The following is a 22977-nucleotide window of genomic DNA, read 5'->3' on the forward strand; positions in this document are numbered from 1 at the left end:
GGCGCGCTCACAGGGCCTCGAACGTGTCGGTGTGCGGGCGGTGCGTCCGTACTGCGCCGGTGTGCACCTCGTAGTACCAGGCGTGCAGGGCGAGCCGGCCCTTCGCCAGCTTCTCGGCCACGCACGGGTACGAGCGCAGGCGCAGCAGCTGGGTCAGTACATGGCTCTGGACGCCCTCGGCGACCTCCGGGTCCTCGGCCGCTCCCGCCGGGCGCGGGGTCGCCTGCGCCAGCCAGTCGCGCACGGCGGGTACGGCGTTCAGGTCGTCGCCGCGCACCAGCGCGCCGACGGCGCCGCAGTGCGAGTGGCCGCAGACGACGACGTCGCGGACGCCGAGCACCTCCACGGCGTACTCGATGGTGGCCGCCTCGCCGGTGGGGTGCTCGGAGGCGTACGGGGGAACGATGTTGCCCGCGGTGCGGAGTTCGAAGAGCTCACCGGGGCGGGCGCCCGTGATCAGGGCCGGCACGACCCGGGAGTCGGAGCAGGTGATGAACAGCACCTGCGGGGACTGGCCTTCGGCGAGCTTGGCGAACTCCTCAGGGCGCTGTCCGAAGGTACGGGCGTTGTCGATGAGGGGCTGCATGGCGTGGATTCCTCCTGGCGCGCCTCGGCGGCGCGTCGGACTTGCACGACGGTTGTGGGGGGCGTGAACCGGTCTCACGGAACGCACTGGAACCGTTGCGTACCGTCATCGAGGAAGGCTTGAATCCGAGCTGGGCCTTGGCCTCGGCATGACGGAGAGTGTGCGCGAGTGTGAAGGTTTCCGCGGGTGCGAAGGGTTGCGGGGTGGGCGGGGCGCCAATGAGGGGCGAGGTCGCGGTCCGGACCGCCGCACCTCGGAACATGCGCCCCCCTTCCACCGGTTCACGTTTCTTGCACGCACCAAAGGATGGTCAATGGATGGTCAAGAAACACGTTAACCCCGCAAAGTCGTTTGCAGGGTCAACTCGGTGTTTCGCGCGAAAGGGAGCGTGAAAAGTGCGGGTCGGGTGGCCTGAACCGGCCCTTGACCCGGGGCTCCGGGCGGGCTAATCGGCGGCGACAAGTCCCTTCGCGTCCCGGGCGAGCGCGGTGAGCCGGGATATCGCGCGGAAGTACTTCTTGCGGTAGCCGCCCTTCAGCATCTCCTCGCTGAACAGCTTGTCGAAGGGCAACCCCGAGGCCAGTACGGGGACTTCACGGTCGTAGAGCCGGTCCGCGAGGACCACGAGCCGCAGCGCCGTCGACTGGTCCGGCACCGGCCGCACACCGACGAGGCACACCGCCTTCAGATCGCCGGTCAGCGCGCCGTACCGGCTGGGGTGCACCTTGGCCAAGTGGTCCAGCAGATGCGGGAAATCGTCGAGCGAGGCGCCTGCCGTGGCGTAGGCGGCCTTCGTCACCTGCTCGTCCGAGTAGGGCGCCGGTGCCTCGGGCAGGCCCCGGTGGCGGTAGTCCTCGCCGTCGATGCGCAGGGCGCGGAAGTGGGCGGACAGGCCCTGGATCTCGCGCAGGAAGTCGGCCGCCGCGAACCGGCCCTCACCGAGCTTGCCCGGCAGGGTGTTGGAGGTTGCGGCGAGGGCGACGCCGGCGTCGACGAGCTTGCCGAGCAGGGTGGACACGAGCACGGTGTCGCCCGGGTCGTCGAGCTCGAACTCGTCGATGCACAGCAGCCGGTGACCGGACAGGGTCCGGACGGTCTGCTGGAATCCGAGGGCGCCGACGAGGTTGGTCAGCTCGACGAAGGTGCCGAACGCCTTGAGCGCGGGCTCTGCAGGGGTGGCGTGCCACAGGGAGGCGAGGAGGTGGGTCTTGCCGACGCCGTACCCGCCGTCCAGATAGACACCGCGGGGTCCGGCCGGCGTCTTGGGGGCCTTCGCCTTGCCGAACCCGAAGAATCCCCGTCGGCCGGCGCCGGTGGCGTGCGCCCCGCCGAGACCGGCCGCGAACCCCTCCAGGACCCCTACGGCCTCGGTCTGGCTCGGCTGGTTGGGGTCCGGGATGTACGTGGCGAAGCGGACCGAGTCGAAGCGCGGCGGCGGCACCATCTCGGCGACCAGCCGGTCCGCGGGGACGTGCGGCTCGCGGGCGCACAGGGACAACGGGGTCGCGTCGGCTATCGGGCTGAGGGCGGACGCGGCGGTGGAGGACGACACGGTTACCCATGCTAAGGGCCGTGTCACACTGCACGACATGCGACGCCTGTTCCCTGTGACCGACGAAACAGCAGCCCAGCCCTTCGGCGGGGGCACCGAGAGGGAGGGTGCGCGGGCGGCCGAGGGGGGCGGTGGGGCCGCCGCGACCGGCGAGGCCCTCGGTGACCGGGAGTGGAGTCTTGCCGAGCTGGCGGCCGCATACGCCTACCCCGAGCCGGCGGCCGGCGGTCGGGGGACCTGGCTGCGGGCCAACATGGTGTCCACGCTCGACGGGGCCGCCCAGCACGAGGGCCGCTCGCAGCCCATCTCCAGCGCGGCCGACATGCGGATCTTCGGCACGCTACGGGCGCTGGCGGATGTCGTCCTGGTGGGCGCGGAAACGGTACGGCAGGAGGCCTACCGCCCCGCACGCGCGCGTGCGGAGTTCGCGGACGCCAGGAAGGCGGCGGGACAGGCCCCGGCCCCGGCGATCGCGGTCGTCACCGCGAGCCTGGACCTGGACTACTCGCTCCCGCTGTTCACCTCCCCCCAGGTGCCCACCCTGGTCCTGACCGGCGCCGCGGCGGCGCCGGACCGTATCGCCACCGCCGAGAAGGCGGGCGCGCGGGTGGTGATCGCGGGCGACGGTGTCGGAGTGGACCCGGTGCGGGCCGTGGAGGCCCTCGCCGGCCTCGGTCACACCCGGCTGCTCAGCGAGGGCGGCCCCCGGCTGCTCGGCCAGCTGATCGCCGCCGAAGCGCTCGACGAGCTCTGTCTGACGCTCTCCCCGATGCTCACCGCGGGTGACGCGCAGCGCATCGCCGGGGGGCCGTCGGTGGCGCTGCCGCGGCGCTTCGAGCTGGTGTCGCTCCTGGAAGAGGCCGGGTTCCTGTTCGGTCGATACCGTCGGTCATGAAATGAGCGGAATCTACCGTTCCGCTTAGCTTTCGACGGGCACACTAAAACCGGCAGTACCCGTGCGATCACGGGGCAGGATGGTTTCCGCAGGGCCTGACACGGCCCACGGAGCAGAATGGGGCGCTGGTGTTCACAAGCGTATTGATGATCGAGAAGGCCCTGACGTCCGCCGACGTGGAGTTCGTCACCACCTTGCACGGAGACGAGCTGGTCGCCTTCCACGTGCTGCTCCAGCCTCGGGGCGACCAGGCCGACCGCCTCCTGCGGGCCATCGACGACATCGCGCTCGGCGAACTCGACGAGGCGGCGCGCGAGGGCGAGACACCCGAGGGCGCCGCCGCGAAGGAGCCCGCGGAGCAGGCCCTGGAGGTGTCCCTGAAGGCGCTGCGCGCGGCGGGCGGCGAGGCGAAGGGCAGGCTGGTGGAGGACCATCCGCTGGACGCCCTGAAGGCCCTGGTCGACGAGATCGGCGCCGACGAGGTGATCGTCCTGACCGACCCCCACTACGTGGAAGAGTTCTTCCACCGGGACTGGGCGTCCCGGGCCCGGCACAAGGTCGGCGTCCCGGTGCTCAAGCTGTTCTCGCACAGCAAGGCGTGACCGGCCACCGCGGCGGACACGACGTGACCGGGGGGCGTAACGGACCTAATAGGTGTTGGGTGCGCCGGGGCCATATGGTGGTGCGCTGAATGTTCGCTTCGCCGCACCACTCCAGGGAGACGCACATGGCCCCGGGCCTTCCTACCGCCATGGACCGACCGCACTTCATCGGCATCGGCGGCGCCGGAATGTCGGGCATCGCGAAGATTCTCGCGCAGCGCGGGGCCAAGGTGGCGGGCAGTGACGCCAAGGAGTCGGCGACCGCCGAGGCGCTGCGCGCGCTGGGCGCGACCGTGCACATCGGGCACGCGGCCGAGCACCTCGCCGACGACGCCAGTTGTGTGGTCGTCTCGTCGGCGATCCGCAAGGACAACCCGGAGCTGGCCCGCGCGGCGGAGCTCGGCATCCCCGTGGTCCACCGCTCGGACGCCTTGGCCGCCCTGATGGAGGGCCTGCGCCCGATCGCGGTCGCGGGCACCCACGGCAAGACGACCACCACGTCGATGCTCGCGGTGTCCCTGTCCGAGCTGGGCCTGGACCCCTCGTACGCCATCGGCGGCGACCTGGACGCCCCCGGCTCCAACGCCCTGCACGGCGACGGCGAGATCTTCGTCGCCGAGGCGGACGAATCGGACCGCAGCTTCCACAAGTACGCGCCCGAGGTCGCGATCGTCCTCAACGTCGAGCTCGACCACCACGCCAACTACGCCTCGATCGACGAGATCTACGAGTCCTTCGAGACCTTCGCCGGCCGGATCGTGCCCGGTGGCACCCTGGTGATCTCCGCCGACCACGAGGGCGCCCGCGAGCTGACCGCGCGCTTGGCCGGTCCGGTGCGGACGGTGACGTACGGAGAGTCGGCGGACGCCGACGTACGCATCCTGGCCGTCGTCCCGCAGGGTCTGAAGAGTGAGGTCACCGTCCTCCTGGACGGGACGGAGCTCACCTTCACGGTCTCCGTCCCCGGCCGCCACTACGCCCACAACGCGGTGGCCGCCCTGGCGGCGGGCGTGGCGCTGGGCGTCCCGGCCGCCGAGCTGGCGCCCGCGCTGGCCGCGTACACCGGTGTCAAGCGGCGCCTGCAGCTCAAGGGCGAGGCGGCCGGCGTCCAGGTCATCGACTCCTACGCCCACCACCCCACCGAGATGACCGCCGACTTGGAGGCGATGCGCGGGGCCGCGGGCGACTCCCGCATCCTCGTCGTCTTCCAGCCGCACCTGTTCTCCCGCACCCAGGAACTGGGCAAGGAGATGGGCGAGTCCCTGGCCCTCGCGGACGAGTCCGTCGTCCTCGACATCTACCCGGCCCGCGAGGACCCGATCCCCGGCGTGACCAGCGAGCTGATCATCGACGCGGCGCGCGCGGCGGGCGCGGTCGTCATGGCCCTGCACGACAAGGCGGAGGTCCCCTCGGTGATCGCGGGAATGGCGAAGCCGGGTGATCTCGTTCTCACCATGGGCGCGGGTGATGTGACCGACCTGGGCCCGCAGATCCTGGATCACCTGTCGCAGCAGTGAGGGGCTGAAGCTCATGTCGTACGACGTCGAGAAGCCGGACGAGCAGTGGCGCGCGGAGCTGACCCCGGCCGAGTACGCCGTCCTGCGCAGGGCCGGCACCGAGCCGGCCTTCGTCGGCGAGTACACGGACACCAAGACCAAGGGCGTCTACTCCTGTCGAGCCTGCGGCGCCGAACTCTTCACCTCTGAGACCAAGTTCGACTCCCACTGCGGCTGGCCGAGCTTCTACGACGCACGCAACTCGGATGCCGTGGAACTGTTGGCCGACACGTCGCACGGGATGGTCCGAACCGAGGTCAGGTGCGCCCGGTGCGGCTCCCACCTCGGGCACGTCTTCGAGGGGGAGGGTTACGCGACCCCGACCGACCAGCGGTACTGCATCAACTCGATCTCTCTGCGGCTGATCCCGGACGAGGACTGAGAGGGGTTTGGGACAGCGCCTGTCGGGAGTTCCCGTGGAAAGGCATGCAGGGTTCCGCATGGATGAGGGGCTGCGTCTTCACTCGGCAGGCGATGTTTGAAACCGTCTGGTGTATTTTCGAAAAGTCACCTGAATTGTCTACAGGTGGGAAGTGGTCCGAATGGCTCGCGACGGCCGGAGCGATGACCTCACGGCGCGCAGCCGTGAGCGCTTCTTGGCCGGGGGGCCGGTGGTCGCCGGGGTGCGCAGCGAGATCTTGTCCTCGTGGAGCCGTTGCCAGTCCATTGGTCTGCGTCCGAGTCTGGGGACCACTTACCTGGGAGAACCCGACCTGGACACGGAGCTCGTCCACGCGGCGGAACCGGTGCTCGACGAACTGGCTGCCGCGATCGCCGGAACCTGGTCCACTGTGATCCTCACCGACGGCGAGGGCGTGGTGCTCCGCTGCCTCACCGGCGAGCCGCAGATGACCCGGTATCTCGACACCGCGGGCGGCGGGGCGCCCGGCTTCAGCTTCCACGAGTCCGTCGGCGGTACCACGTCCATCGGCCTCGCGCTCGCGGAGCGGCGCGCCAGCCGCGTCTACGGCCACGAGCACTTCGCGGACGCATGGACCGTGCAGGGCTGCGTGGCCGTGCCCGTGCACGAGCCCTTGAGCGGCCGCATCGTCGGCGTTGTGGACCTTGCGACTGAGATGTCCGAGTTCACTTCGATGCTGGAAACCATGGCGCGCAAGGCCGCTCAGGCCATCGAACGAAGGCTGTTGGGGCAGAAGACCGACCGGGAGCGCACCCTGCTGCGGGCCTACCTGCAGACCGCTCGCCAGGTGCAGGCACCCGAGTTCAGGGACGGAAGGCAGATCGTCCTCGGCGCCCCGGCCGAGGAGCTGCTGACGGGGTCCGACCGGCTGATCCTGGAGGAGAAGGCGGCAGGACTGATCGCCTCGGGCCGCAGGGCCGCCATCGAGGTACCCATGTCCGGTGGACGGGTGGCGACCCTCCTGGCGCGCCCGGTGGCGGACGTGTGCGAGGGCGTCGCGGTCGAGGTCATCGTTCCGGCAGGTCGCGAGCTGTTCCCCGCGGGCGGGACGCCCGCTCCCACCTCGTGCGTGCCGCGAACCGACACACCCGACACACCCGACACGCCCGAAACGGCCTCTGGTGCCTGGCGCGGCCCTCCCACCGCGGTTCCGGCTCCCACGGCGGTTCCGGCTCCCGCCGCGGCTTCGTCCGCAAGGGCGAGCGAGGGGCAGTACCACCGATGGCTGCTGGCCGTCGGGGAACCGGGGATCGGCAGGCTCGCCCTCGCGGCGCGCCGCCGCCTGGAGCTGCTGCGCGAGTCCAGCCGCCGCATCGGCACCACTTTGGACGTCGTCCGCACGGCCGAAGAACTGGCTGAGGTGGTGGTCGAGAACTTCGCCGACGTCGTCACCGTCGACCTGTATCCCGCGGTGCTCCGTGGCGACGAGCCCGCGGTGGCCGGTGTGCTGCTGATGCAGCGCGCCGCAGTGGGCGGAGTGGAGGGTTTCCCCTTCCGCGGGGTGGGCGAGCAGATCGGCTTCGCCCCCACCAGCCTGCAGGCCCAGTGTCTGGCCAGTGGCTCTCCGGCGATGGAGGCGGACCTGCAGGCCTCGCGGTGCTGGGCCGCCGAGGACCCTGTGGGGGCCTCGAAGATCCTCGACCGGGGCATACACTCCCTCATCACCGTGCCGCTGAGCGCCCGCGGCGTGCCCCTGGGGATGGCCAGCTTCTACCGCTCGCGAAGATCCGCGCCCTTCGAGGACGACGACGTCTCACTCGCCGCGGAACTGGTCGCCTGCGCCTCGCTCTGCATCGACAACGCGCGCCGCTACACGCGCGAGCACGCCACCGCCCTCGCCCTTCAGCGGAGTCTGCTCCCCCAGGGCCTGCCCGAACAGAACGCGCTGGAGGTCGCCTACCGTTACCTGCCCGCACACACGGGAGTCAGTGGCGACTGGTTCGATCTGATCCCCCTGTCAGGGGCCCGCATCGCACTTGTCGTGGGCGATGTGGTCGGCCACGGCGTCCACGCCGCCGCCACCATGGGGCGGCTGCGCACCGCCGTGGACAACTTCGCCTCCTTCGAGCTCACCCCCGACGAACTCCTCACGCATCTGGACGACCTGGTCGCCCGGATGGCCCGGGAGGAGAGCAGCACGGATCCCTTCATCGGAGCCACCTGCCTGTACGGGGTGTACGACCCGACAACCCGCCGTTGCAGTCTCGCGCGCGCGGGACACCTCCCGCCGGCGCTCATCTCCGGCGACGGGACGGTGACCTTCCCCGAGGTGCCCGCTGCGCCGCCGCTCGGCCTGGGCGGATTCCCCTTCGAGACGGTCGAGATCGAGCTGCCGGACGACAGCCAGCTGGTGCTCTACACCGATGGGCTCGTCGAGGACCGCGAACGGTGCATCGAGACCGTGCTGGAGGAGCTCCGGCAGACTCTGGGCCACCCCGGACGCTCGCCGGAGGAGACCTGCCAGGCCGCCATAGCGGCCCTGCCGCCGTCCCAGCCGGCCGAGGACGACGTCACCCTGCTCGTCGTCCGCCCCCGCGGTCTGGACGCTTCGGACATGGCCTGCTGGGACGACCTTCCGCCGGACCCGGCCGTGGTGTCCGAGATACGGGCCGCTGTCGGCCGCCAGCTCGCCGACTGGGAGCTGGAGGAGGCGGCCTTCACCACAGAGCTGATCCTCAGCGAACTGCTCACCAACGCCATCCGCCACGCCACCGGCCCCTTCCGGGTACGGCTGCTGCGCGACCGGATGCTCATCTGCGAGGTCGCCGACACCAGCAGTACCTCTCCGCACCTGCGTCAGGCCGACATGACCGACGAAGGCGGCCGCGGCCTCTTCCTCGTTGCCCAGCTCGCCCAGCGCTGGGGAACCCGTTACACACCTCGCGGCAAGGTCATCTGGACCGAGCAGCCGATGCCCGGGGGCTGACCGGGGTCCGGCGCCGACCCGCGCGCGCCCGCCGCACGGCGGAGGGCACGTTCTGCCGGTCCCCACGGCCAGGCAGGAGATCAAGGCCTTGGAAGACAGCTACGACTTCGTCATCGTCGGCGGAGGCTCCGCAGGCTGCGCGCTGGCGGCACGGTTCAGTGCCGATCCCGCCAACCGCGTGCTGGTGCTCGAAGCCGGACGCCCCGACTACCCGTGGGACGTCCTCATCCACATGCCCGCCGCCCTGGCCTTTCCCATCGGAAGCCGGTTCTACGACTGGAGGTACGAGTCCGAGCCGGAACCCTTCCTGCACGACCGGCGGATCGCCCACGCCCGGGGCAAGGTGCTCGGCGGCTCCAGCAGCATCAACGGGATGATCTTCCAGCGTGGGAATCCCCTGGACTACGAACGCTGGAGCGCCGACCCGGGGATGAAGACCTGGGACTACGCCCACTGCCTGCCGTACTTCAAGCGGATGGAGAACTGTCTCGCCGACCGGAAGGGGGACTTCCGCGGCCACCACGGGCCGCTCGTCCTCGAACGGGGACCGGCCGACAGCCCGCTGTTCGCCGCCTTCTTCGAAGCCGTGCAGCAGGCGGGGTATCGGCTGACCGACGATGTGAACGGCTTCCGCCAGGAGGGCTTCGCCCCGTTCGACCGGAACGTGCACCGCGGCCGTCGGCTCAGCGCCGCCCGGGCCTATCTGCACCCCGCGATGCGTCGCCCCAACCTGTCGGTGCGGACCCGGGCGACGGTCACCCGCATCCTGTTCGAGGGCGGGCGGGCGGTGGGCGTGGAGTACACCGCGCGGGGCCGCGGCGGGCTGCGGCAGAGCCGCGGCGGAAGGGTGGTCCTGTGCGGCGGAGCCGTCAACTCCCCGCAGTTGCTCCAGCTCTCCGGCGTGGGGAACGCGGACGAGCTGGCTGCGCTCGGCATCGAGCCGGTCCTGAACCTGCCGGGCGTCGGCGAGAACCTGCAGGACCACTTGGAGGTGTATGTGCAGCACGGCAGCAGGAGACCGGTGTCGGTGCAGCCCGCGCTCAAGCTGTGGCGGCAGCCCCTTGTCGCCGCCGAGTGGCTGCTCCTGCACCGCGGGCCCGGGGCGACGAACCACTTCGAGGCCGGTGGCTTCGTACGAAGCAACGCGGACGTGGCCTACCCCAACCTGATGTTCCACTTCCTGCCCGCCGCAGTCCGCTACGACGGGTCCTCGCCTGCACGGGGGCACGGTTATCAGGTGCATGTCGGGCCCATGTACTCGGACGCGCGGGGATCGGTGAAGATCGTCTCACGCGCCCCCGGCACGCACCCCGCGCTGCGGTTCAACTACCTCTCGACCGCCAAGGACCGCAGGGAGTGGGTCGAGGCGATCCGCATCGCCCGGCACATCCTCGGCCGGCCCGCCTTCCAGGAGTTCAGCACCGGTGAGCTCTCCCCGGGCCCCGGGGTCGAGACCGACGAGCAGATCCTGGACTGGGTGGCGGCCGACGGCGAGACCGCCCTCCACCCCTCGTGCACCTGCAGGATGGGCATCGACGAAGACTCGGTCGTGGACCCTGACACCATGGCGGTGCACGGCCTGGTGGGGCTGTACGTCGTGGACGCCTCCGTGATGCCGTATGTGACCAACGGCAACATCTACGCCCCGGTGATGATGCTCGCCGAGAAGTCCGCCGACATCATCCTTGGCAACAAGCCCCTGGCGCCCGAACCCGTCGAGTTCTACCGCCACTCCGGCGCCGGATGAATCTCCCGCTGCTAGCGGGCACACCGTCGACGGACCGCTCACGGACCGGCTCGACGCGCAGAGCGGTGGGCGCGGCGGTGGACGAGGTAGAGGGCCGCGCCGACGGCGGTGATGACGGCAGGGAAGAACAGGGCCCCCCACCGGTAGTACCAGCCGTCCCCGGGGTACACCGCGGCCCGTGGCCAGGCCACGTTGACGGTCATGGCCATGCCGTACAGCACGGCGAGGAGGTTCACGGCGACCCCCCAGCGGCCCAGGGAGAAGTACGGCCCGTGGTCGGCACGAGGCCACGCGCCACGTAGCCGACGCACCAGCATGGGGCCGGTCACCAGCAGGTACGGGACGTAGAACAGCACGATGCCGGCCGAGGTCAGGGTGTAGAACAGGTGCCGGTTGCCGAGGTTGACCACCAGCAGCGCAATGGTCAGCAGGCAGGTGAGGAGGGCCGGCACGACGGGGGTCCTGGAATGCGGGGAGACCCGGGAGATGGCCCGGCTGAAGGGCAGCCGGCCGTCGCGGGCCATGGAGAACAGAAGCCGGATGGCCGCGGTCTGCACGGCCAGGCAGCAGACGGTGACGGCGATCGCCACGCACACCAGAAAGGCGGAGCCGAGCGCGGAGCCGAGCGTGGACTTGACGAGGTAGGGCATGCCCAGGTCCCCCAGTTCCGGGTCCCTGATGTCGCCGACCGCCATCAGCGCGACCAGAATCAGCAGCCCACCGGCGACGAACGCCGCAGTGAGCGCCCGCAGGATGGCACGGGGTGCGTGGCGTCTGGGCTCCCTCGTCTCCTCCGCCAGCGATCCTGCGGTGTCGAAGCCGTAGAAGACGTAGGCGCTCGCGAGAGAGGCGACCAGGAACGCGCCGAGGTAGCCGGAGGAGTGGCCCGCCCCGGTGCCATGCGTCTGCAGGACGACCTGCGGCCCGCGCCTGACGTGCAGGGCCAGCATGGCGATGAGCAGGGTCACGGCGATCAGCTCCACCACCACGCCGAAGTCGTTGATCCTTGCCATCAGCCGGACACCGCACAGGTTGACCACGGTCGTGAAGACCACCAGACCAAGAGCGAGCACGATGGCGTTCTGGGCACCGCCGCGGGTGTCGGTCACGCCCGCGTCGCCGGGGCTGCCGAGGATCTGGAAGGCTGCCGAGATCTGCGGCAGTACGACCTGGTAGGCGACCGCGACGGCGGCCGCGGTCACTACCGCGCCGCCGGCCATGATCCAGCCCGACAGCCACGAGGTGAGGGGCCGGGCGAGGTGCTTGGACCACTGGTACACCGAGCCGGCCAGCGGGAACTGTCCGACCGTCTCGGCGAAGCACAGGGCGACGGCGAGTTGCCCGAGGAACACCAGCGGCCAGGTCCAGATGTACGCCGGGCCGCCGGAGGCGAAGCCGAAGCCGAAGAGCTGGAACACTCCGGTCAGGACCGAGATGTAGCTGAAACTTGCGGCGAAACTGGACAGCGGCCCGAGGGACCGCTTCAGCTCCTGACGGTAGCCGAACCGTGCCAGGTCGTCGCTGTCGTCGCCGGGCACCTCGGCAGGACGGCTTCTCGGGATCCTCACAGTTCCCATGATGGCTCCGTGGGCATGTGTCGCATGCAGGGGCCGTGGATCACCAGAGACGGGGATGACGACGAGTGATCCGCGCGCTTGCGGCCGCCGGACGCAGTCACCTCCTCCTCGCCTCCCGAGACGGCGGGGCCGTCCTTGCGGTGGATGACGGTTGGCTGCGGTCCGTCCGGCGCGGAACTGCGAACGTCGGTTCCGCTCTTGATGTGGCGTGACCCGATACTCCGTCAGTTTCGGCATGCACGACAGGAACGGCGGTGTCCGGACACCACCAACCGGGGCGGCGTCGTCGGTGAGGGATTCGACCTGTCGTCCTCCTCGTACGTGGAGCGTTCCTACGGCCCTTGCGGCGACGGGCAGGACGACACGTACGACACGTGCTGGAAGTACGACAACGCCTCACGGCGCCGGCGCCGAGCGCACCAACCCCACCTGGACCGTACCCGTTTTCGGTGACGACTCCCACGCGATGTCGTACTGGTACACGGACGAGACCAACGCCTACAGGAGCGGCGACAACTGCGACGCCAAGAGCCCCTCCTTCTTCACCCGGAACCGGCTGACGGGGGGTGAACTCCTTCGCCTGGAACGCGGCGAGCAGCACCTGCACCCCCGTGGACTCCTGGGCTCGATTCCGTGCGACTGGACACGGGGTACACGCTGCCCGCGACCCGGAAGGGCCCCGTTCGTTCCGGAACTCCTCCGTTTGCGGCCGGTCGGCATGTGACCGTCGGTGACCGTCGTGTCGCTCGGCATGATGTTCGTCAACGGCATCTCGCCGTGACCGGCACCGGGCGAGGATTGGGCCGAGGGGCGCCTCCGGTGTCCTCGCCGGGGCAGACTGGATAGGTGCCCCGAATGCCCCGGTTTGAGATTCTGTGAGGGTGTTGGGTGTCGTGCGGTGGATCCAGTCCCGTCGAAGGACGGCGCAGGTCGACGGCCGGAGCCGGGAGAACGGGCTGAAGGCGTTGCGGGTGGCGGCGGCCGGTATCGGTACGACGCTCGACGAGAGCACGACCTGCGCCGAACTGGCCCGGGCGGTCGTACGGCTGGCCGGGGGCTCGGCGGCGGTCATGCACCGGGTCGGCAGGAACGTCTCCGGATACGACTCGATCATCGGGGACGCCGGCGCGCTGCCCGACGCCCGCTGGGCCGCCGCGGTGGCCCAGGACGCCGCGACCCCGGCGGCCGACGGCCGCGAGGAGCCGTGGACCGAGTACCCGGCCGACGGCGGGGCCCGGCCCGCGATCTGCCTGCCGCTGACCACCGGGGAGGTCCAGTACGGCGTGCTCGTCTGCGCGCGCGACGGACCACCGTTCACCCGCTCCGAGGTGGAGCTCCTCGCCGTCCTGGCGGAACGCGCCGCATCCCACATCCGGCACGCCCGCGAGTACGACCGGGTCAGCAGCACCGCCGCCGATCTGCAGCGCGCCCTGCTCGCCGAGCCCGGCCGGCCGCACCCCAACCTTGACGTCGCCGTCCGCTACCTGCCCGCGGGCAGGCGCACGCTGGTCGGCGGCGACTGGTGCGAGACCGTACGGCTGCACTTCGGCCGTACCCTGCTCGTCGTCGGCGACGTCATGGGCCACGGCCTGGAGGCCGCCGTCGACATGAACGCCTACCGCTCCTCCCTGCGCTACATCGCCTCCGCCGACCTGCCTCCGCACCGGGTACTGCGCCAGATGGACGACCTCGCCTCCGGCGAGGCGGACCGCAGACCCGCCACCTGCCTGATCGCGCGCGTGGACCCGGCCCGCGGCCAGCTCACCGTGGCCAGCGCGGGCCACCTGCCCGCCGCCCTGATCACGCGCAGCGGCGTCACCTCACTGCTGCCCGCCCCGGTCGGCCCACCCCTGGGCACCGGCTTCGGCGGCTACGAGTCGACCACGTACCGGCTCGACCCCGACCAGACGCTGGTGCTGTTCACCGACGGCCTCGTGGAGCACCGCGGCGAGGACATCGACAGCTCCCTGCAACGCCTGGCCGAGATCCGCTTCGCGGTCGGCGCGGGCGTCCACGAGATCCTGGAGACCATCGTCACCCGCCTCGACGTGAAGAACGCTGAGGACGACGTGGCGGTCATGGCGGCCCGCCCACGACTGCGCCACGGCTCCCACATTCCGGTGGAGGGCTCTCCCGAGAGGGGATGGTGAGCCCCTGGTCTCGTCGCCCCGCCCGCTCACGCCCCCGCATGCACCAGCGCCGCCCAGGTCCACGGCAGGTCCGGCCGCTCCGCGCGCAGCGAGCGCACGGTGTGGTGCAGGGCCTGTGCGGCGGGCAGGGGGCCGGGATGCGGCAGGGCCGGGGCCAGCGTGCGGTGGAACCTGGCGGCGGCGTCGGCCGCGAAGGCGTCGCCGATCTCCCAGAGCGTGGCCACCGACTGGGCGTATCCGGCCAGCTGGAAGGCGGAGGCGAGGTGGATGGCCTCGTCGACCAGGGCGGGTGCGGTGCTGCCGCGGGCCGTGCCGCAGGCCGAGAGATAGGCCAACTCGGCGGACTCCAGGCGCAGTTCGGCGATGTCCTGGAGGAACAGATCGCCGTCGGCCAGCAGCAGCCGGCCGGCGGCCGGCTGCTCCGGGTCGCTGTCGGCATGGCAGGCGAAGTGCACCAGGGACGCCACCGGCACAGCCGTGCGCACCGCGTCCCGGGTGGCGGCCGCTCCGATCAGCGGGACCCCGCCGCCCGCCGCGACCGCCTCGGCGGCCTCGGCGACCGTACGGGCCAGGGGCGCCTGCCCCGCCGTCTCCGGCATGGCCACGGCCAGGGTGCTGCGCCGGCCGGGTGCCGCGCGCCGGCGGGCCCGGCTGAACAGCAGGGCGCGCAGCGTCGGCGTGTAGGAGGCACGCAGCCGGTCCCCGGTCCAGGTGGGGCACTCCGGCGGGACCAGCGCCACCTGGTTCCGCCGCACCTCCAGCCCGCCCACCCGGACGGCGTCCTCGCCCTCCTCCCGGGCCCGGCGGCAGGCCTCGTCCCGCTCCCGCCAGATCCGGCGCCGCCGTCCGGTGAGCGCGTCCGCCGCCCCACCCAGGGGCCAGGGCCAACTCCCCAGCAGGACACGCTCGTACGGCCCGGAGAGCGCGTCGGCCAGCAGCCCGGCCGCGAAGGAGGCGGCGAGCGCACCGAGGAGCAGCACGGCCGTTCGCGTCGAGCCCGCGCCGGAACTCAGCTCGGTCAGCGGGTGCCGTAGCAACTCCATGTCGTACCAGTTGCCCTGACGCAACGTCACGCCGGTCGCCAGAGCGCAGGTGAACAGCAGCCCGGGCAGCACCACCGCACCGGCCCAGCGCTCCGCCAGCTTCCGTCCGACGTCGGTGACGAATCCGGTGAGCATGCCCGTCCGCTCAGTCCTCGGCTTCGAAGCGCAGTGCCAGGTCGAAGACCTCGCACACCGGCCGCTGCGCATCGGCCGACCGCTGCTCCCGCCGCGCGCAGACCCCGCGCGGGCAGACGTGGTCGCCGAGCAGGGCGCGTGGTGCGGCGTCCGTGACCCGGGTCGGCAGGGACGAGCGCGGTTCGTCCTCCTGCGTACCCCGCGGTGCAGGCGCCTGCGGCAGACCCAGGGCGGCCAGATGCTCCTCGATCGGCTCGCCGGCCCGTGCGGCCGTCACCGCGCGGTCGATCGCCAGCCGTCTCGCCGCGCCCACCGGTCCCCGGTACATCCGCCGCAGCCGGGGCAACTGCTGGCAGAACACAGTCAGTTGATGATCGTGGTCCTCAGGTGACGACACGTCACCCATGCTAGTCGGATCGTCCGCCGAGTTCCTCAACGCCAACTCTGTACCGGCGGCGCCCCCGTTCTCGCGGACGGTGCGCCCAGCGGCAGGGTGACGGTGAACACCGTCGTCCCCTCCTCGCCGCCGAGTGCGATCGTCCCCCCGTGCGCCTCCACCAGCGCCCGGGCGACCGACAACCCCAGCCCGCTCCCGCCCCGGTCCCGGCTGCGGGCCTTGTCGACGCGGTAGAAGCGGTCGAAGACCCGGTCCCGGTCGGCGGCCGGGACACCGGGACCGGCGTCGCCGACGCCCACCGACGCCAGGCCGCCCGCGGCCGAGACCGTCACGGACACCTCGGTGCCGGTCGGAGTGTGCACGGCCGCGTTGGTGAGCAGGTTGTCCAGGACCTGCCGTATGCGCACGGGGTCCAGCCGCAGCTTCACCGCGTCGGAACCGGCGGTCACCGTCAGCGGGTGCTCCGGGTGGCCGGCCCGGAAGGCGTCCGCCGCCTCCCGCACGAGTTCCGTCAGGTCGGTGTCCTCCAGGCGGAGCGGGGCCTCGACCTCCGCCGCGTCCAGGCGGGCGAGCAGCAGCAGGTCGTCGAGGAGCACGCCCATCCGGGCCGCCTCGGCGCGCAACCGGGCCAGATGGCGCTCGCGCTCCCCGGGCTCGTTGGCGGCCGCGTACTGGAACAGGTCCGCATAGCCCCGTACCGACATCAGCGGTGTGCGCAGCTCGTGCGAGGCGTCCGCCACGAAGCGGCGCAGCCGCTGCTCGGCCTCCGCGCGCACCGCCAGGGACGCGTCGATGTGTTCCAGCATCGTGTTGAAGGCGGTGCGCAGTTCCTCGACCTCCGGTCCGCCCCCGGGCCGGTCGGCGCGCAGCGGCAGCCGGGCCGCGGACTCGGTCAGGTCGTGGGAGGCGATGCCATGGGCGGTGTGGGCCATGTCGCTCAGGGGTTTCAGACCACGCCGCAGCATCTTGCGGCCGAACACCACCAGGGCGAGCAGCGCCAGTGCGAACGCCACCACCTGCACCACGATCAGCTGCCGTACCGTCCCCTCGACATCCGCCAGGGGCGCCGCGCTGACCAGTACCACCCCCGGCTCCACCTCGCAGGCCCGCAGCCGGTAGGTGCCCTCGCCGTCGATGTGCGCGGTGCGGAACATCTCCGTGGACGAGCGCGCCCGCGCCTCGGCCAGTGCCGCCAGCGCGCTGGTGTCCTCGGGCGCGTCCGCCGGTCTGCGCAGCGTGGCGTTGCCGTCGGTGACGTCGAACACGGCCGTGTACCAGCCGTAGTAGGGCCGGCGCCGCACCGTGCCGTGCGTGTACGCGTCCTTGGTCTGCACGGCCTGTACGAGCTTCAGCTGCTCGCCCAGCTGCCGCTGGAGGTAGTCGTGCATATACGTCGTCAGTGCCGTGCCCACGACCGCGAACACGACCAGCGACAGCGCGCCCAGGCCCAGCGCCAGCCGGGTGCCCAGGCGAAGCCTGCCGTACGCCCGCCGCAGCCGGCCTGTCACCGGGCCGCCTGCCGGACGACGTACCCGAAGCCGCGCACGGTGTGGATCAGCGGCTCCCCGCCTGCCTCGTCGAGCTTGCGGCGCAGCCGGCTGACCACCAGCTCGACGACGTTGGAGCGGCCGCCGAAGCCGTACTCCCAGACATGGTCGAGGATCTGCGCCTTGGTGAGCACGGTCGGGGACTTGCGCATCAGATAGCGCAGCACCTCGAACTCGGTGGGGGTGAGGGACAGCAGACCGGTGCCGCGGCGCACCTCCCGGGTGTCCTCGTCCATCGTCAGATCTGCGACCTGCAGGACGGAGCGCTGGAAGCCGGGCCCGGAGCTGCGCCGCAGCACCGTGCGCAGCCGGGCCATCAACTCCTCCACCGCGAACGGTTTGACCAGGTAGTCGTCCCCGCCCCGGGTCAGCCCCGCGACCCGGTCGGCGACGCCGTCGCGCGCGGTGAGGAACACCACCGGCACCATCGTGCCCGAGCGGCGCAGCCGGTCCAGGACGCCGAAGCCGTCCACGTCGGGCAGCATCAGGTCGAGGACGACGATGTCCGGGCGGAACTCGGCGGCCCGCCCGAGCGCCTCCTCGCCGGAGTAGGCGGTGACCGCGTCCCAGCCCTCGTACCGGGCGACCGTCGCGACCAGGTCGGCGATCGGCGGGTCGTCGTCCACGACGAGGAGTCGTACTTTTTCCACCCGCTCATACTGCGCCACCCGGCCGCGGGCGCCAGACCCCGCCCACCCCACCGGCCACATCGATAACCAGTTGAAAGTCGGCCGACAGGAAAACGACAGCTGCCCCGGGTCAAGCTCGTGTCCCAGGACCCGATCAAGGAGCTGCCGTCCGTGACGACCCTCCAATCACCCCCTGCGCCCCCCACGGCGATAGGCCCCAGGGTGGTGGCCCGCACCGGCCTCTGCGCACTGCTGGCCGTGAACGCCGCCGTGGTGGCCGTCCTCTTCGTCCGGGCCGGATTCGGCACGAACGCGCTTGTCCTGCTGGGCCGCCTCACCGGGCTGTACGGCGCGCTCCTCATGGCCTGCCAGCTGCTGCTGGTGGCCCGGCTGCCCTGGCTGGACCGCCGCATCGGCATGGACCGGCTCACCTCCTGGCACCGCTGGACCGGTTTCGGCCTGGTGTGGACGCTGGCCGGGCACGTCGTCTTCATCACGCTCGGGTACGCCGAGATGTCCTCCCTGGACCCGGTGAGCCAACTCGTCGACCTCGCCGAGACGACGCAGGGCGTGCTGCGGGCGGTGGTCGCCCTGGCGCTGATCATGACGGTGGGCGCGGTCTCGGCCCGCTGGGCGCGACGCCGGCTGGCGTACGAGACCTGGCACTTCATCCATCTCTACACCTACCTGGCGGTGGTCCTCGCCTTCACCCATCAGGTCGCCGTCGGTACGACCTTCACCGCGTCGTCCGCCGCGACGACGTACTGGTACGCGGTGTGGGGCACGGCCCTGGGCGCGGTGCTGGTGGGGCGCGTCGTCCTTCCGCTGTGGCGGAACCTGCGGCACCGGCTGCGGGTGTCGGCCGTCGTGCACGAGTCGGACGACGTCGTGTCGGTGTACGTCACCGGACGCGACCTCGACAAGCTGCCCGCCGCGGCCGGTCAGTTCTTCCTCTGGCGGTTCCTGACCCCAGGCCGCTGGTGGCAGGCCAATCCCTTCTCGCTGTCCGCCGCGCCCGACGGCCGGCGGCTGCGGCTGACCGTGAAGACGGCCGGCTACGGCACGGCCGCCCTGCGCCATCTCAAGGTCGGCACCCGGGTGTTCGCCGAGGGTCCCTACGGCGCCTTCACCACCCTGCACCGCACCCGCCCCGCCGGCCTGCTCATCGCGGGCGGCGTCGGTATCACCCCGATCCGCGCCCTGCTGGAGGAACTGGAGGGCCACGCGATTGTGATCTACCGGGTAGCCAGTGACCGGCACGCGGTCCTCTACGAGGAGCTGTCCGAACTGGCCGCCGCCAAGGGCGCCGAACTGCACCTGATCACCGGGCCGGCGGTCCCCGACCTGCTGGCGCCGCGCGAACTGGCCCGGCTGGTGCCCGACATCGGCGACCGGGACGTCTTCGTCTGCGGCCCGCCCGGGATGACGAGTGCGGTGCTCCGCAGCCTCGCCGACATGGGCGTACCCAAGCACCAGATCCACTTCGAGCGCTTCAGCCTGGCCGGATGAGCCGGACCGAGAGGGACACGAGAACGTGAAACGAGCACTGCCCGTCCTGGCCCTGACCGTCGCGGGTCTGATCCCGCTGTGGCGCTACGAGCCGTCGCACGACACGGCGACGCCGACGGCCGGGGCCGCCCCGACGCCCGCCGCCTCCGACAGCTCTTCCAAGGTGGTCGCGGGGCCCACGGTGAACACCGAGAAGGGCGACGTCCAGGTCGAGGTCACCCTCGACGGCGACACGATCCGTTCCGTACGCATGCTCAAGCAGCCGAACAGCCCGCAGACGCAGGGTGCGGTACCGACGCTGATCCAGGAGACGCTGAAGGCGCAGAGCGCCGACATCGACACGGTGTCCGGGGCCACGATCACCAGCGAGGGCTACGAGAAGTCCCTCCAGGGCGCGCTCGACGAGGCGGGCAGGTAGGTGCGGCGCGTCGAGCACGTCATGGGCTTCCCGGTCTCGCTGCGGATCGACGACGAGGGCGGCGGTGTCGGTGAGGAGGCGGTGGACGAGGTGTTCGCCTGGCTGCGTTCGGCGGACGCCCGCTTCAGCCCCTTCAAGGCGGACAGCGAGGTGTCTCGGTTTGACCGGGGCGAGTTGTCCGCGGAGGAGCTGAGCCCGGACCTCGCCGAGGTCCTCGCCCTCTGCGAGGAGTACCGGATCGCGACCGGCGGCGCCTTCGACGCCCGCCTGCCCGGCCGGGGCCTCGACCCCTGCGCGGTGGTCAAGGGCTGGTCGGTGCAGCGGGCGGCGGACCTGCTGACGGCGGCCGGGGCACGGCGCTTCTGCCTCAACGCCGGGGGAGACGTGGTCGCGACCGGCGGCCCCTGGCGCGTCGGGGTACGGCACCCCGAGCAGGCGGACCGGCTGTGCGCGGTGCTGGAGATCACGGACGGCGCGGTGGCCACGTCCGGGCGGTACGAGCGTGGCGCCCACATCCTCGACGGCCGCACCGGCCGCCCGGCGACGGGTCTCCTCGGCCTGACGGTGGTCGCGCCCACCCTGACCGATGCCGACGCCACCGCGACGGCCGCCTTCGCGATGGGCGAGGAGGGCGTGGCGTGGGCGGCCGCCCGGCCCGGCTGCGAGGTGTTCGCGGTCGACGCCGGGCGGCGGGTGGTGCGTACGGCGGGTGTGCCGCTGGCAGGGGCCGGTGCCGAAACCCTCGCGGTCTAGACTCGTCCCCGCAACGGCCTGCGCAAGGACAACCGTGGCCGAAAGTGGGCAGGTTTCTGCCAAACCCGAAGGGTATTCGGCGTTTTGATACGGATAGATACAGTCACCAAGCGGTACCCGGATGGCACGGTCGCGGTCGACCGGCTGTCGTTGGAGATACCGGACCGCTCGATCACCGTCCTGGTCGGGCCCTCGGGCTGCGGGAAGACGACGACCCTGCGAATGATCAACAGGATGGTCGAACCCAGCGAGGGCACCATCCACCTCGACGGCGTCGACATCCAGCAGCAGCCGGTCAACACGCTGCGGCGGTCCATGGGTTACGTCATCCAGAACGCCGGTCTCTTCCAGCACCGCACGATCGTCGACAACATCGCCACCGTGCCCCGCCTGCTGGGCTGGAGCAAGCAGAAGGCCCGGGCACGGGCGGCGGAGCTGATGGAGCGGGTCGGGCTCGACTCGGCCCTCGCCAAGCGGTACCCGTACCAGCTGTCCGGCGGCCAGCAGCAGCGCGTCGGCGTGGCGCGGGCGCTCGCCGCGGATCCGCCGGTGCTGCTGATGGACGAGCCGTTCTCCGCGGTCGACCCCGTGGTGCGCAAGGGGCTGCAGGACGAACTCCTCCGAATCCAGGAGGAGTTGGGCAAGACCATCGTCTTCGTCACGCACGACATCGACGAGGCCATCAAGCTGGGCACCATGGTGGCCGTGATGCGCACCGGCGGCAGGCTCGCCCAGTACGCGCCGCCCGCCGAACTGCTGACCGCGCCCGCGGACCCCTTCGTCGAGGACTTCCTCGGCACCGACCGCGGCATCCGGCGGCTGTCCTTCTTCCCGTCCGGCCGACTGGAGCTGCTGACCGCTCCGATCGTCGCCGTGGACGCCGACGCCGAGAAGATCGCCGCGCGCGGTTCCGCGGACGTGCCCCATCTCCTCGTGACCGACCTGGACGGCAAGCCCCTTGGCTGGGGCGAGCCCAAGGACCTCACGGCGGGCGAGATCGTGCCCGAGCGGCTGCTGTCCCACGGGCGGCCCTTCGTGCACGGCAAGGACTCGCTGCGGGCCGCGCTCGACTGCGCGGTGCTGTCGCCGACCGGCTGGGCCGTCGGTGTGGACGACACCGGGCGGGCCGTCGGGGTCGTGTCCCAGCAGACCATCGCCGAGGCCATTCGCCACGCCCACGCCGACGGACGCACCGACGAGGTGAAGGCCGCCGGATGAACGGCTTCTTCGACATCCCCAGCGACCTCCAGCACAGCTACGCCGGCCTGATCGGACTGCATCTGCGCGAGGCGCTGCTGCCGGTCCTCATGGGCCTGGTCGTCTCGCTGCCGGTCGCCCAGCTCTGTGTGCGCTTCCGCTGGCTGTACCCGCCCGTGCTCGGCGTGACCACCGTGCTCTACGCCATCCCGTCGCTGGCGTTCTTCGTCGTCCTCATCGACTACACCGGCCAGAGCGAGACCACGGTGATGATCCCGCTGGCCGTGTACAGCCTGGTGGTGCTCGTCCCGGCGATCGTGGACGGTGTGCGCTCGGTGCCGCAGGAGACGCTGGCGGCCGCCACCGCCATGGGCTTCGGGCCCGTACGCCGTTATGTCCAGGTCCAGTTGCCGATCGCCGTGCCCGCGATCATCGCCGGTCTGCGGGTGGCCACCGTGTCCAGCATCAGCCTGGTCAGCGTCGGCATGCTGATCGGCAACCAGGGCGCGCTGGGCAACCTGCTGCACGACGCACAGATCTACAACCGGCCCGTGCTCGCGGTGAACTCCGTTCTGACGACCGCCGTGCTGGCGACACTGGTCGACGCGGCCCTGGTCGCCGTGCGCGTCCTGCTGACCCCCTGGATGCCGAAGGAGAGCGCGGCCCGGTGAACGTACTGAACTTCATCCACGCCTTCTTCAGCGACAGTTCCCACTGGCAGGGCTACGACGGCATCCCCACCCGGGTCACCGAGCACATCCAGTACTCCCTCGAGGCGCTCGCCCTCGCCGCCGTGATCGGACTGCCGGTCGGCCTGGTCACCGGGCACTACGGGCGCGGCGGCAACGCCCTCGCGCTGATCGCCACCGCGGGCCGGGCGCTGCCCACCTTCGGCCTGCTGGTGCTGGTGGTCACCTGGCTGGGCTTCGGCATCGAGATCGTGATGATCCCGCTGGTCGTCCTCGCCGTTCCGCCGATCCTGGTCACCACCTACGAGGCGATGCGCTCCGTCGACCCGTCCCCGGTGGACGCCGCCCGGGGCATGGGCATGCAGGAGTCACGGATCCTCTTCCAGGTGGAACTCCCGGTGGCGCTCCCGCTGATCCTGGGCGGTCTGCGCTCGGCGGCCATCCAGATCGTGTCCACCGCCACCATCGCCGCGTACGTCAGCCTCGGCGGCCTCGGCCGTTACATCATCGACGGCCTCTACCAGAAGAACTACGAGAAGGTCGTCGGCGGCGCCACCCTGGTCGCCGCGATGGCCCTGGCCACGCTCGCGGTGTTCTGGGCGGTGGGCCGGATCACGGTGTCGCCGGGAGTACGGCGCAGCGGCTGAC

Annotated in this window: 20 protein-coding genes; 13 read left to right on the forward strand and 7 right to left on the reverse strand. The window is 71.3% G+C overall.

What is annotated here, in order from left to right; all coding sequences use genetic code 11:
• Nucleotides 1–7: 7 nt before the first annotated feature.
• A complete protein-coding gene (locus tag Q8A52_RS16700; RefSeq protein ID WP_316752783.1) occupies nucleotides 8–586 on the reverse strand; it encodes a carbonic anhydrase in 579 nt (192 codons plus the stop codon).
• 445 nt (nucleotides 587–1031) lie between these two features.
• Nucleotides 1032–2138 (reverse strand): cell division protein ZapE, encoded by a 1107-nt coding sequence (gene zapE / locus Q8A52_RS16705; RefSeq protein WP_316752785.1) that lies wholly within the window; start codon nucleotides 2136–2138, stop codon nucleotides 1032–1034.
• A 37-nt stretch (nucleotides 2139–2175) separates the two neighbouring features.
• On the opposite strand from zapE, the gene Q8A52_RS16710 reads away from it, so the two are divergent.
• The 6 genes from Q8A52_RS16710 (at nucleotide 2176) to betA (ending at nucleotide 10285) form a co-directional block, all read left to right on the forward strand.
• Nucleotides 2176–3033, forward strand: a complete 858-nt coding sequence (locus Q8A52_RS16710; RefSeq protein WP_316752787.1) for a pyrimidine reductase family protein — start codon at nucleotides 2176–2178, stop codon at nucleotides 3031–3033.
• A 128-nt stretch (nucleotides 3034–3161) separates the two neighbouring features.
• Complete coding sequence (locus Q8A52_RS16715; protein ID WP_316752789.1) at nucleotides 3162–3635, forward strand: indole-3-glycerol phosphate synthase; 474 nt, start codon at nucleotides 3162–3164, stop codon at nucleotides 3633–3635.
• A 125-nt stretch (nucleotides 3636–3760) separates the two neighbouring features.
• Nucleotides 3761–5152 (forward strand): UDP-N-acetylmuramate--L-alanine ligase, encoded by a 1392-nt coding sequence (gene murC, locus Q8A52_RS16720; RefSeq protein ID WP_316752791.1) that lies wholly within the window; start codon nucleotides 3761–3763, stop codon nucleotides 5150–5152.
• A 13-nt stretch (nucleotides 5153–5165) separates the two neighbouring features.
• Nucleotides 5166–5573, forward strand: a complete 408-nt coding sequence (msrB, locus tag Q8A52_RS16725) for a peptide-methionine (R)-S-oxide reductase MsrB (protein ID WP_316752793.1) — start codon at nucleotides 5166–5168, stop codon at nucleotides 5571–5573.
• Nucleotides 5574–5733: 160 nt separating this feature from the next.
• Nucleotides 5734–8538 (forward strand): SpoIIE family protein phosphatase, encoded by a 2805-nt coding sequence (locus Q8A52_RS16730; RefSeq protein WP_316752795.1) that lies wholly within the window; start codon nucleotides 5734–5736, stop codon nucleotides 8536–8538.
• An 88-nt stretch (nucleotides 8539–8626) separates the two neighbouring features.
• On the forward strand, nucleotides 8627–10285 hold the full coding sequence (betA, locus tag Q8A52_RS16735; RefSeq protein ID WP_316752798.1) for a choline dehydrogenase: 1659 nt from the start codon (nucleotides 8627–8629) through the stop codon (nucleotides 10283–10285).
• 38 nt (nucleotides 10286–10323) lie between these two features.
• Here betA and Q8A52_RS16740 read toward each other — a convergent pair whose 3' ends face one another.
• Nucleotides 10324–11862, reverse strand: a complete 1539-nt coding sequence (locus Q8A52_RS16740; protein ID WP_316752801.1) for an amino acid permease — start codon at nucleotides 11860–11862, stop codon at nucleotides 10324–10326.
• An 893-nt stretch (nucleotides 11863–12755) separates the two neighbouring features.
• Here Q8A52_RS16740 and Q8A52_RS16745 point away from each other — a divergent pair.
• Nucleotides 12756–14012: a PP2C family protein-serine/threonine phosphatase gene (locus Q8A52_RS16745; RefSeq protein ID WP_316752803.1), complete on the forward strand. Its 1257-nt coding sequence runs from the start codon at nucleotides 12756–12758 to the stop codon at nucleotides 14010–14012.
• Nucleotides 14013–14038: 26 nt separating this feature from the next.
• Here Q8A52_RS16745 and Q8A52_RS16750 read toward each other — a convergent pair whose 3' ends face one another.
• The 4 genes from Q8A52_RS16750 to Q8A52_RS16765 are packed head-to-tail and all read right to left on the reverse strand — an operon-like array spanning nucleotide 14039 to nucleotide 17784.
• A complete protein-coding gene (locus Q8A52_RS16750; protein WP_316752805.1) occupies nucleotides 14039–15190 on the reverse strand; it encodes a CHAT domain-containing protein in 1152 nt (383 codons plus the stop codon).
• Nucleotides 15191–15200: 10 nt separating this feature from the next.
• The gene (locus Q8A52_RS16755) at nucleotides 15201–15587 is read right to left on the reverse strand and encodes a hypothetical protein (RefSeq protein ID WP_316752807.1); all 387 of its coding nucleotides are present in this window, start codon (nucleotides 15585–15587) and stop codon (nucleotides 15201–15203) included.
• Nucleotides 15588–15622: 35 nt separating this feature from the next.
• The gene (locus Q8A52_RS16760) at nucleotides 15623–17095 is read right to left on the reverse strand and encodes a sensor histidine kinase (RefSeq protein ID WP_316752809.1); all 1473 of its coding nucleotides are present in this window, start codon (nucleotides 17093–17095) and stop codon (nucleotides 15623–15625) included.
• Nucleotides 17092–17784, reverse strand: a complete 693-nt coding sequence (locus tag Q8A52_RS16765; protein ID WP_316752811.1) for a response regulator transcription factor — start codon at nucleotides 17782–17784, stop codon at nucleotides 17092–17094. The genes Q8A52_RS16760 and Q8A52_RS16765 overlap by 4 nt, the downstream gene beginning before the upstream one ends.
• Before the next feature lie 150 nt (nucleotides 17785–17934).
• On the opposite strand from Q8A52_RS16765, the gene Q8A52_RS16770 reads away from it, so the two are divergent.
• The 6 genes from Q8A52_RS16770 to Q8A52_RS16795 all read left to right on the forward strand — a co-directional run bounded on the left by Q8A52_RS16770 (nucleotide 17935) and on the right by Q8A52_RS16795 (nucleotide 22976).
• On the forward strand, nucleotides 17935–19272 hold the full coding sequence (locus Q8A52_RS16770; protein ID WP_316752813.1) for a ferredoxin reductase family protein: 1338 nt from the start codon (nucleotides 17935–17937) through the stop codon (nucleotides 19270–19272).
• A 25-nt stretch (nucleotides 19273–19297) separates the two neighbouring features.
• Entirely contained in the window at nucleotides 19298–19690 is a 393-nt protein-coding gene (locus tag Q8A52_RS16775; protein WP_316752815.1) for an FMN-binding protein, read from the forward strand.
• The gene (locus tag Q8A52_RS16780) at nucleotides 19691–20443 is read left to right on the forward strand and encodes an FAD:protein FMN transferase (RefSeq protein ID WP_316752817.1); all 753 of its coding nucleotides are present in this window, start codon (nucleotides 19691–19693) and stop codon (nucleotides 20441–20443) included.
• A gap of 84 nt (nucleotides 20444–20527) precedes the next feature.
• Complete coding sequence (locus Q8A52_RS16785; RefSeq protein ID WP_316752820.1) at nucleotides 20528–21661, forward strand: ABC transporter ATP-binding protein; 1134 nt, start codon at nucleotides 20528–20530, stop codon at nucleotides 21659–21661.
• Nucleotides 21658–22311, forward strand: coding sequence for an ABC transporter permease (locus tag Q8A52_RS16790; protein ID WP_316752823.1), 654 nt, complete (start codon nucleotides 21658–21660; stop codon nucleotides 22309–22311). The genes Q8A52_RS16785 and Q8A52_RS16790 overlap by 4 nt, the downstream gene beginning before the upstream one ends.
• Complete coding sequence (locus Q8A52_RS16795) at nucleotides 22308–22976, forward strand: ABC transporter permease (protein ID WP_316752825.1); 669 nt, start codon at nucleotides 22308–22310, stop codon at nucleotides 22974–22976. The genes Q8A52_RS16790 and Q8A52_RS16795 overlap by 4 nt, the downstream gene beginning before the upstream one ends.
• Nucleotide 22977 lies beyond the last annotated feature (1 nt).

Origin of the sequence: Streptomyces herbicida (genome assembly GCF_032656585.1) — a bacterium.
Lineage (GTDB): Bacteria > Actinomycetota > Actinomycetes > Streptomycetales > Streptomycetaceae > Streptomyces > Streptomyces herbicida.

What these genes read in the sequence shown, in the direction of transcription:
- Q8A52_RS16700 (WP_316752783.1), bottom strand. Translation starts at nt 586, where the DNA reads ATGCAGCCCCTCATCGACAACGCCCGTACCTTCGGACAGCGCCCTGAG.
- Q8A52_RS16710 (WP_316752787.1), top strand. Translation starts at nt 2,176, where the DNA reads ATGCGACGCCTGTTCCCTGTGACCGACGAAACAGCAGCCCAGCCCTTC.
- murC (WP_316752791.1), top strand. Translation starts at nt 3,761, where the DNA reads ATGGCCCCGGGCCTTCCTACCGCCATGGACCGACCGCACTTCATCGGC.
- msrB (WP_316752793.1), top strand. Translation starts at nt 5,166, where the DNA reads ATGTCGTACGACGTCGAGAAGCCGGACGAGCAGTGGCGCGCGGAGCTG.
- Q8A52_RS16730 (WP_316752795.1), top strand. Translation starts at nt 5,734, where the DNA reads ATGGCTCGCGACGGCCGGAGCGATGACCTCACGGCGCGCAGCCGTGAG.
- Q8A52_RS16740 (WP_316752801.1), bottom strand. Translation starts at nt 11,862, where the DNA reads ATGGGAACTGTGAGGATCCCGAGAAGCCGTCCTGCCGAGGTGCCCGGC.
- Q8A52_RS16750 (WP_316752805.1), bottom strand. Translation starts at nt 15,190, where the DNA reads ATGCTCACCGGATTCGTCACCGACGTCGGACGGAAGCTGGCGGAGCGC.
- Q8A52_RS16790 (WP_316752823.1), top strand. Translation starts at nt 21,658, where the DNA reads ATGAACGGCTTCTTCGACATCCCCAGCGACCTCCAGCACAGCTACGCC.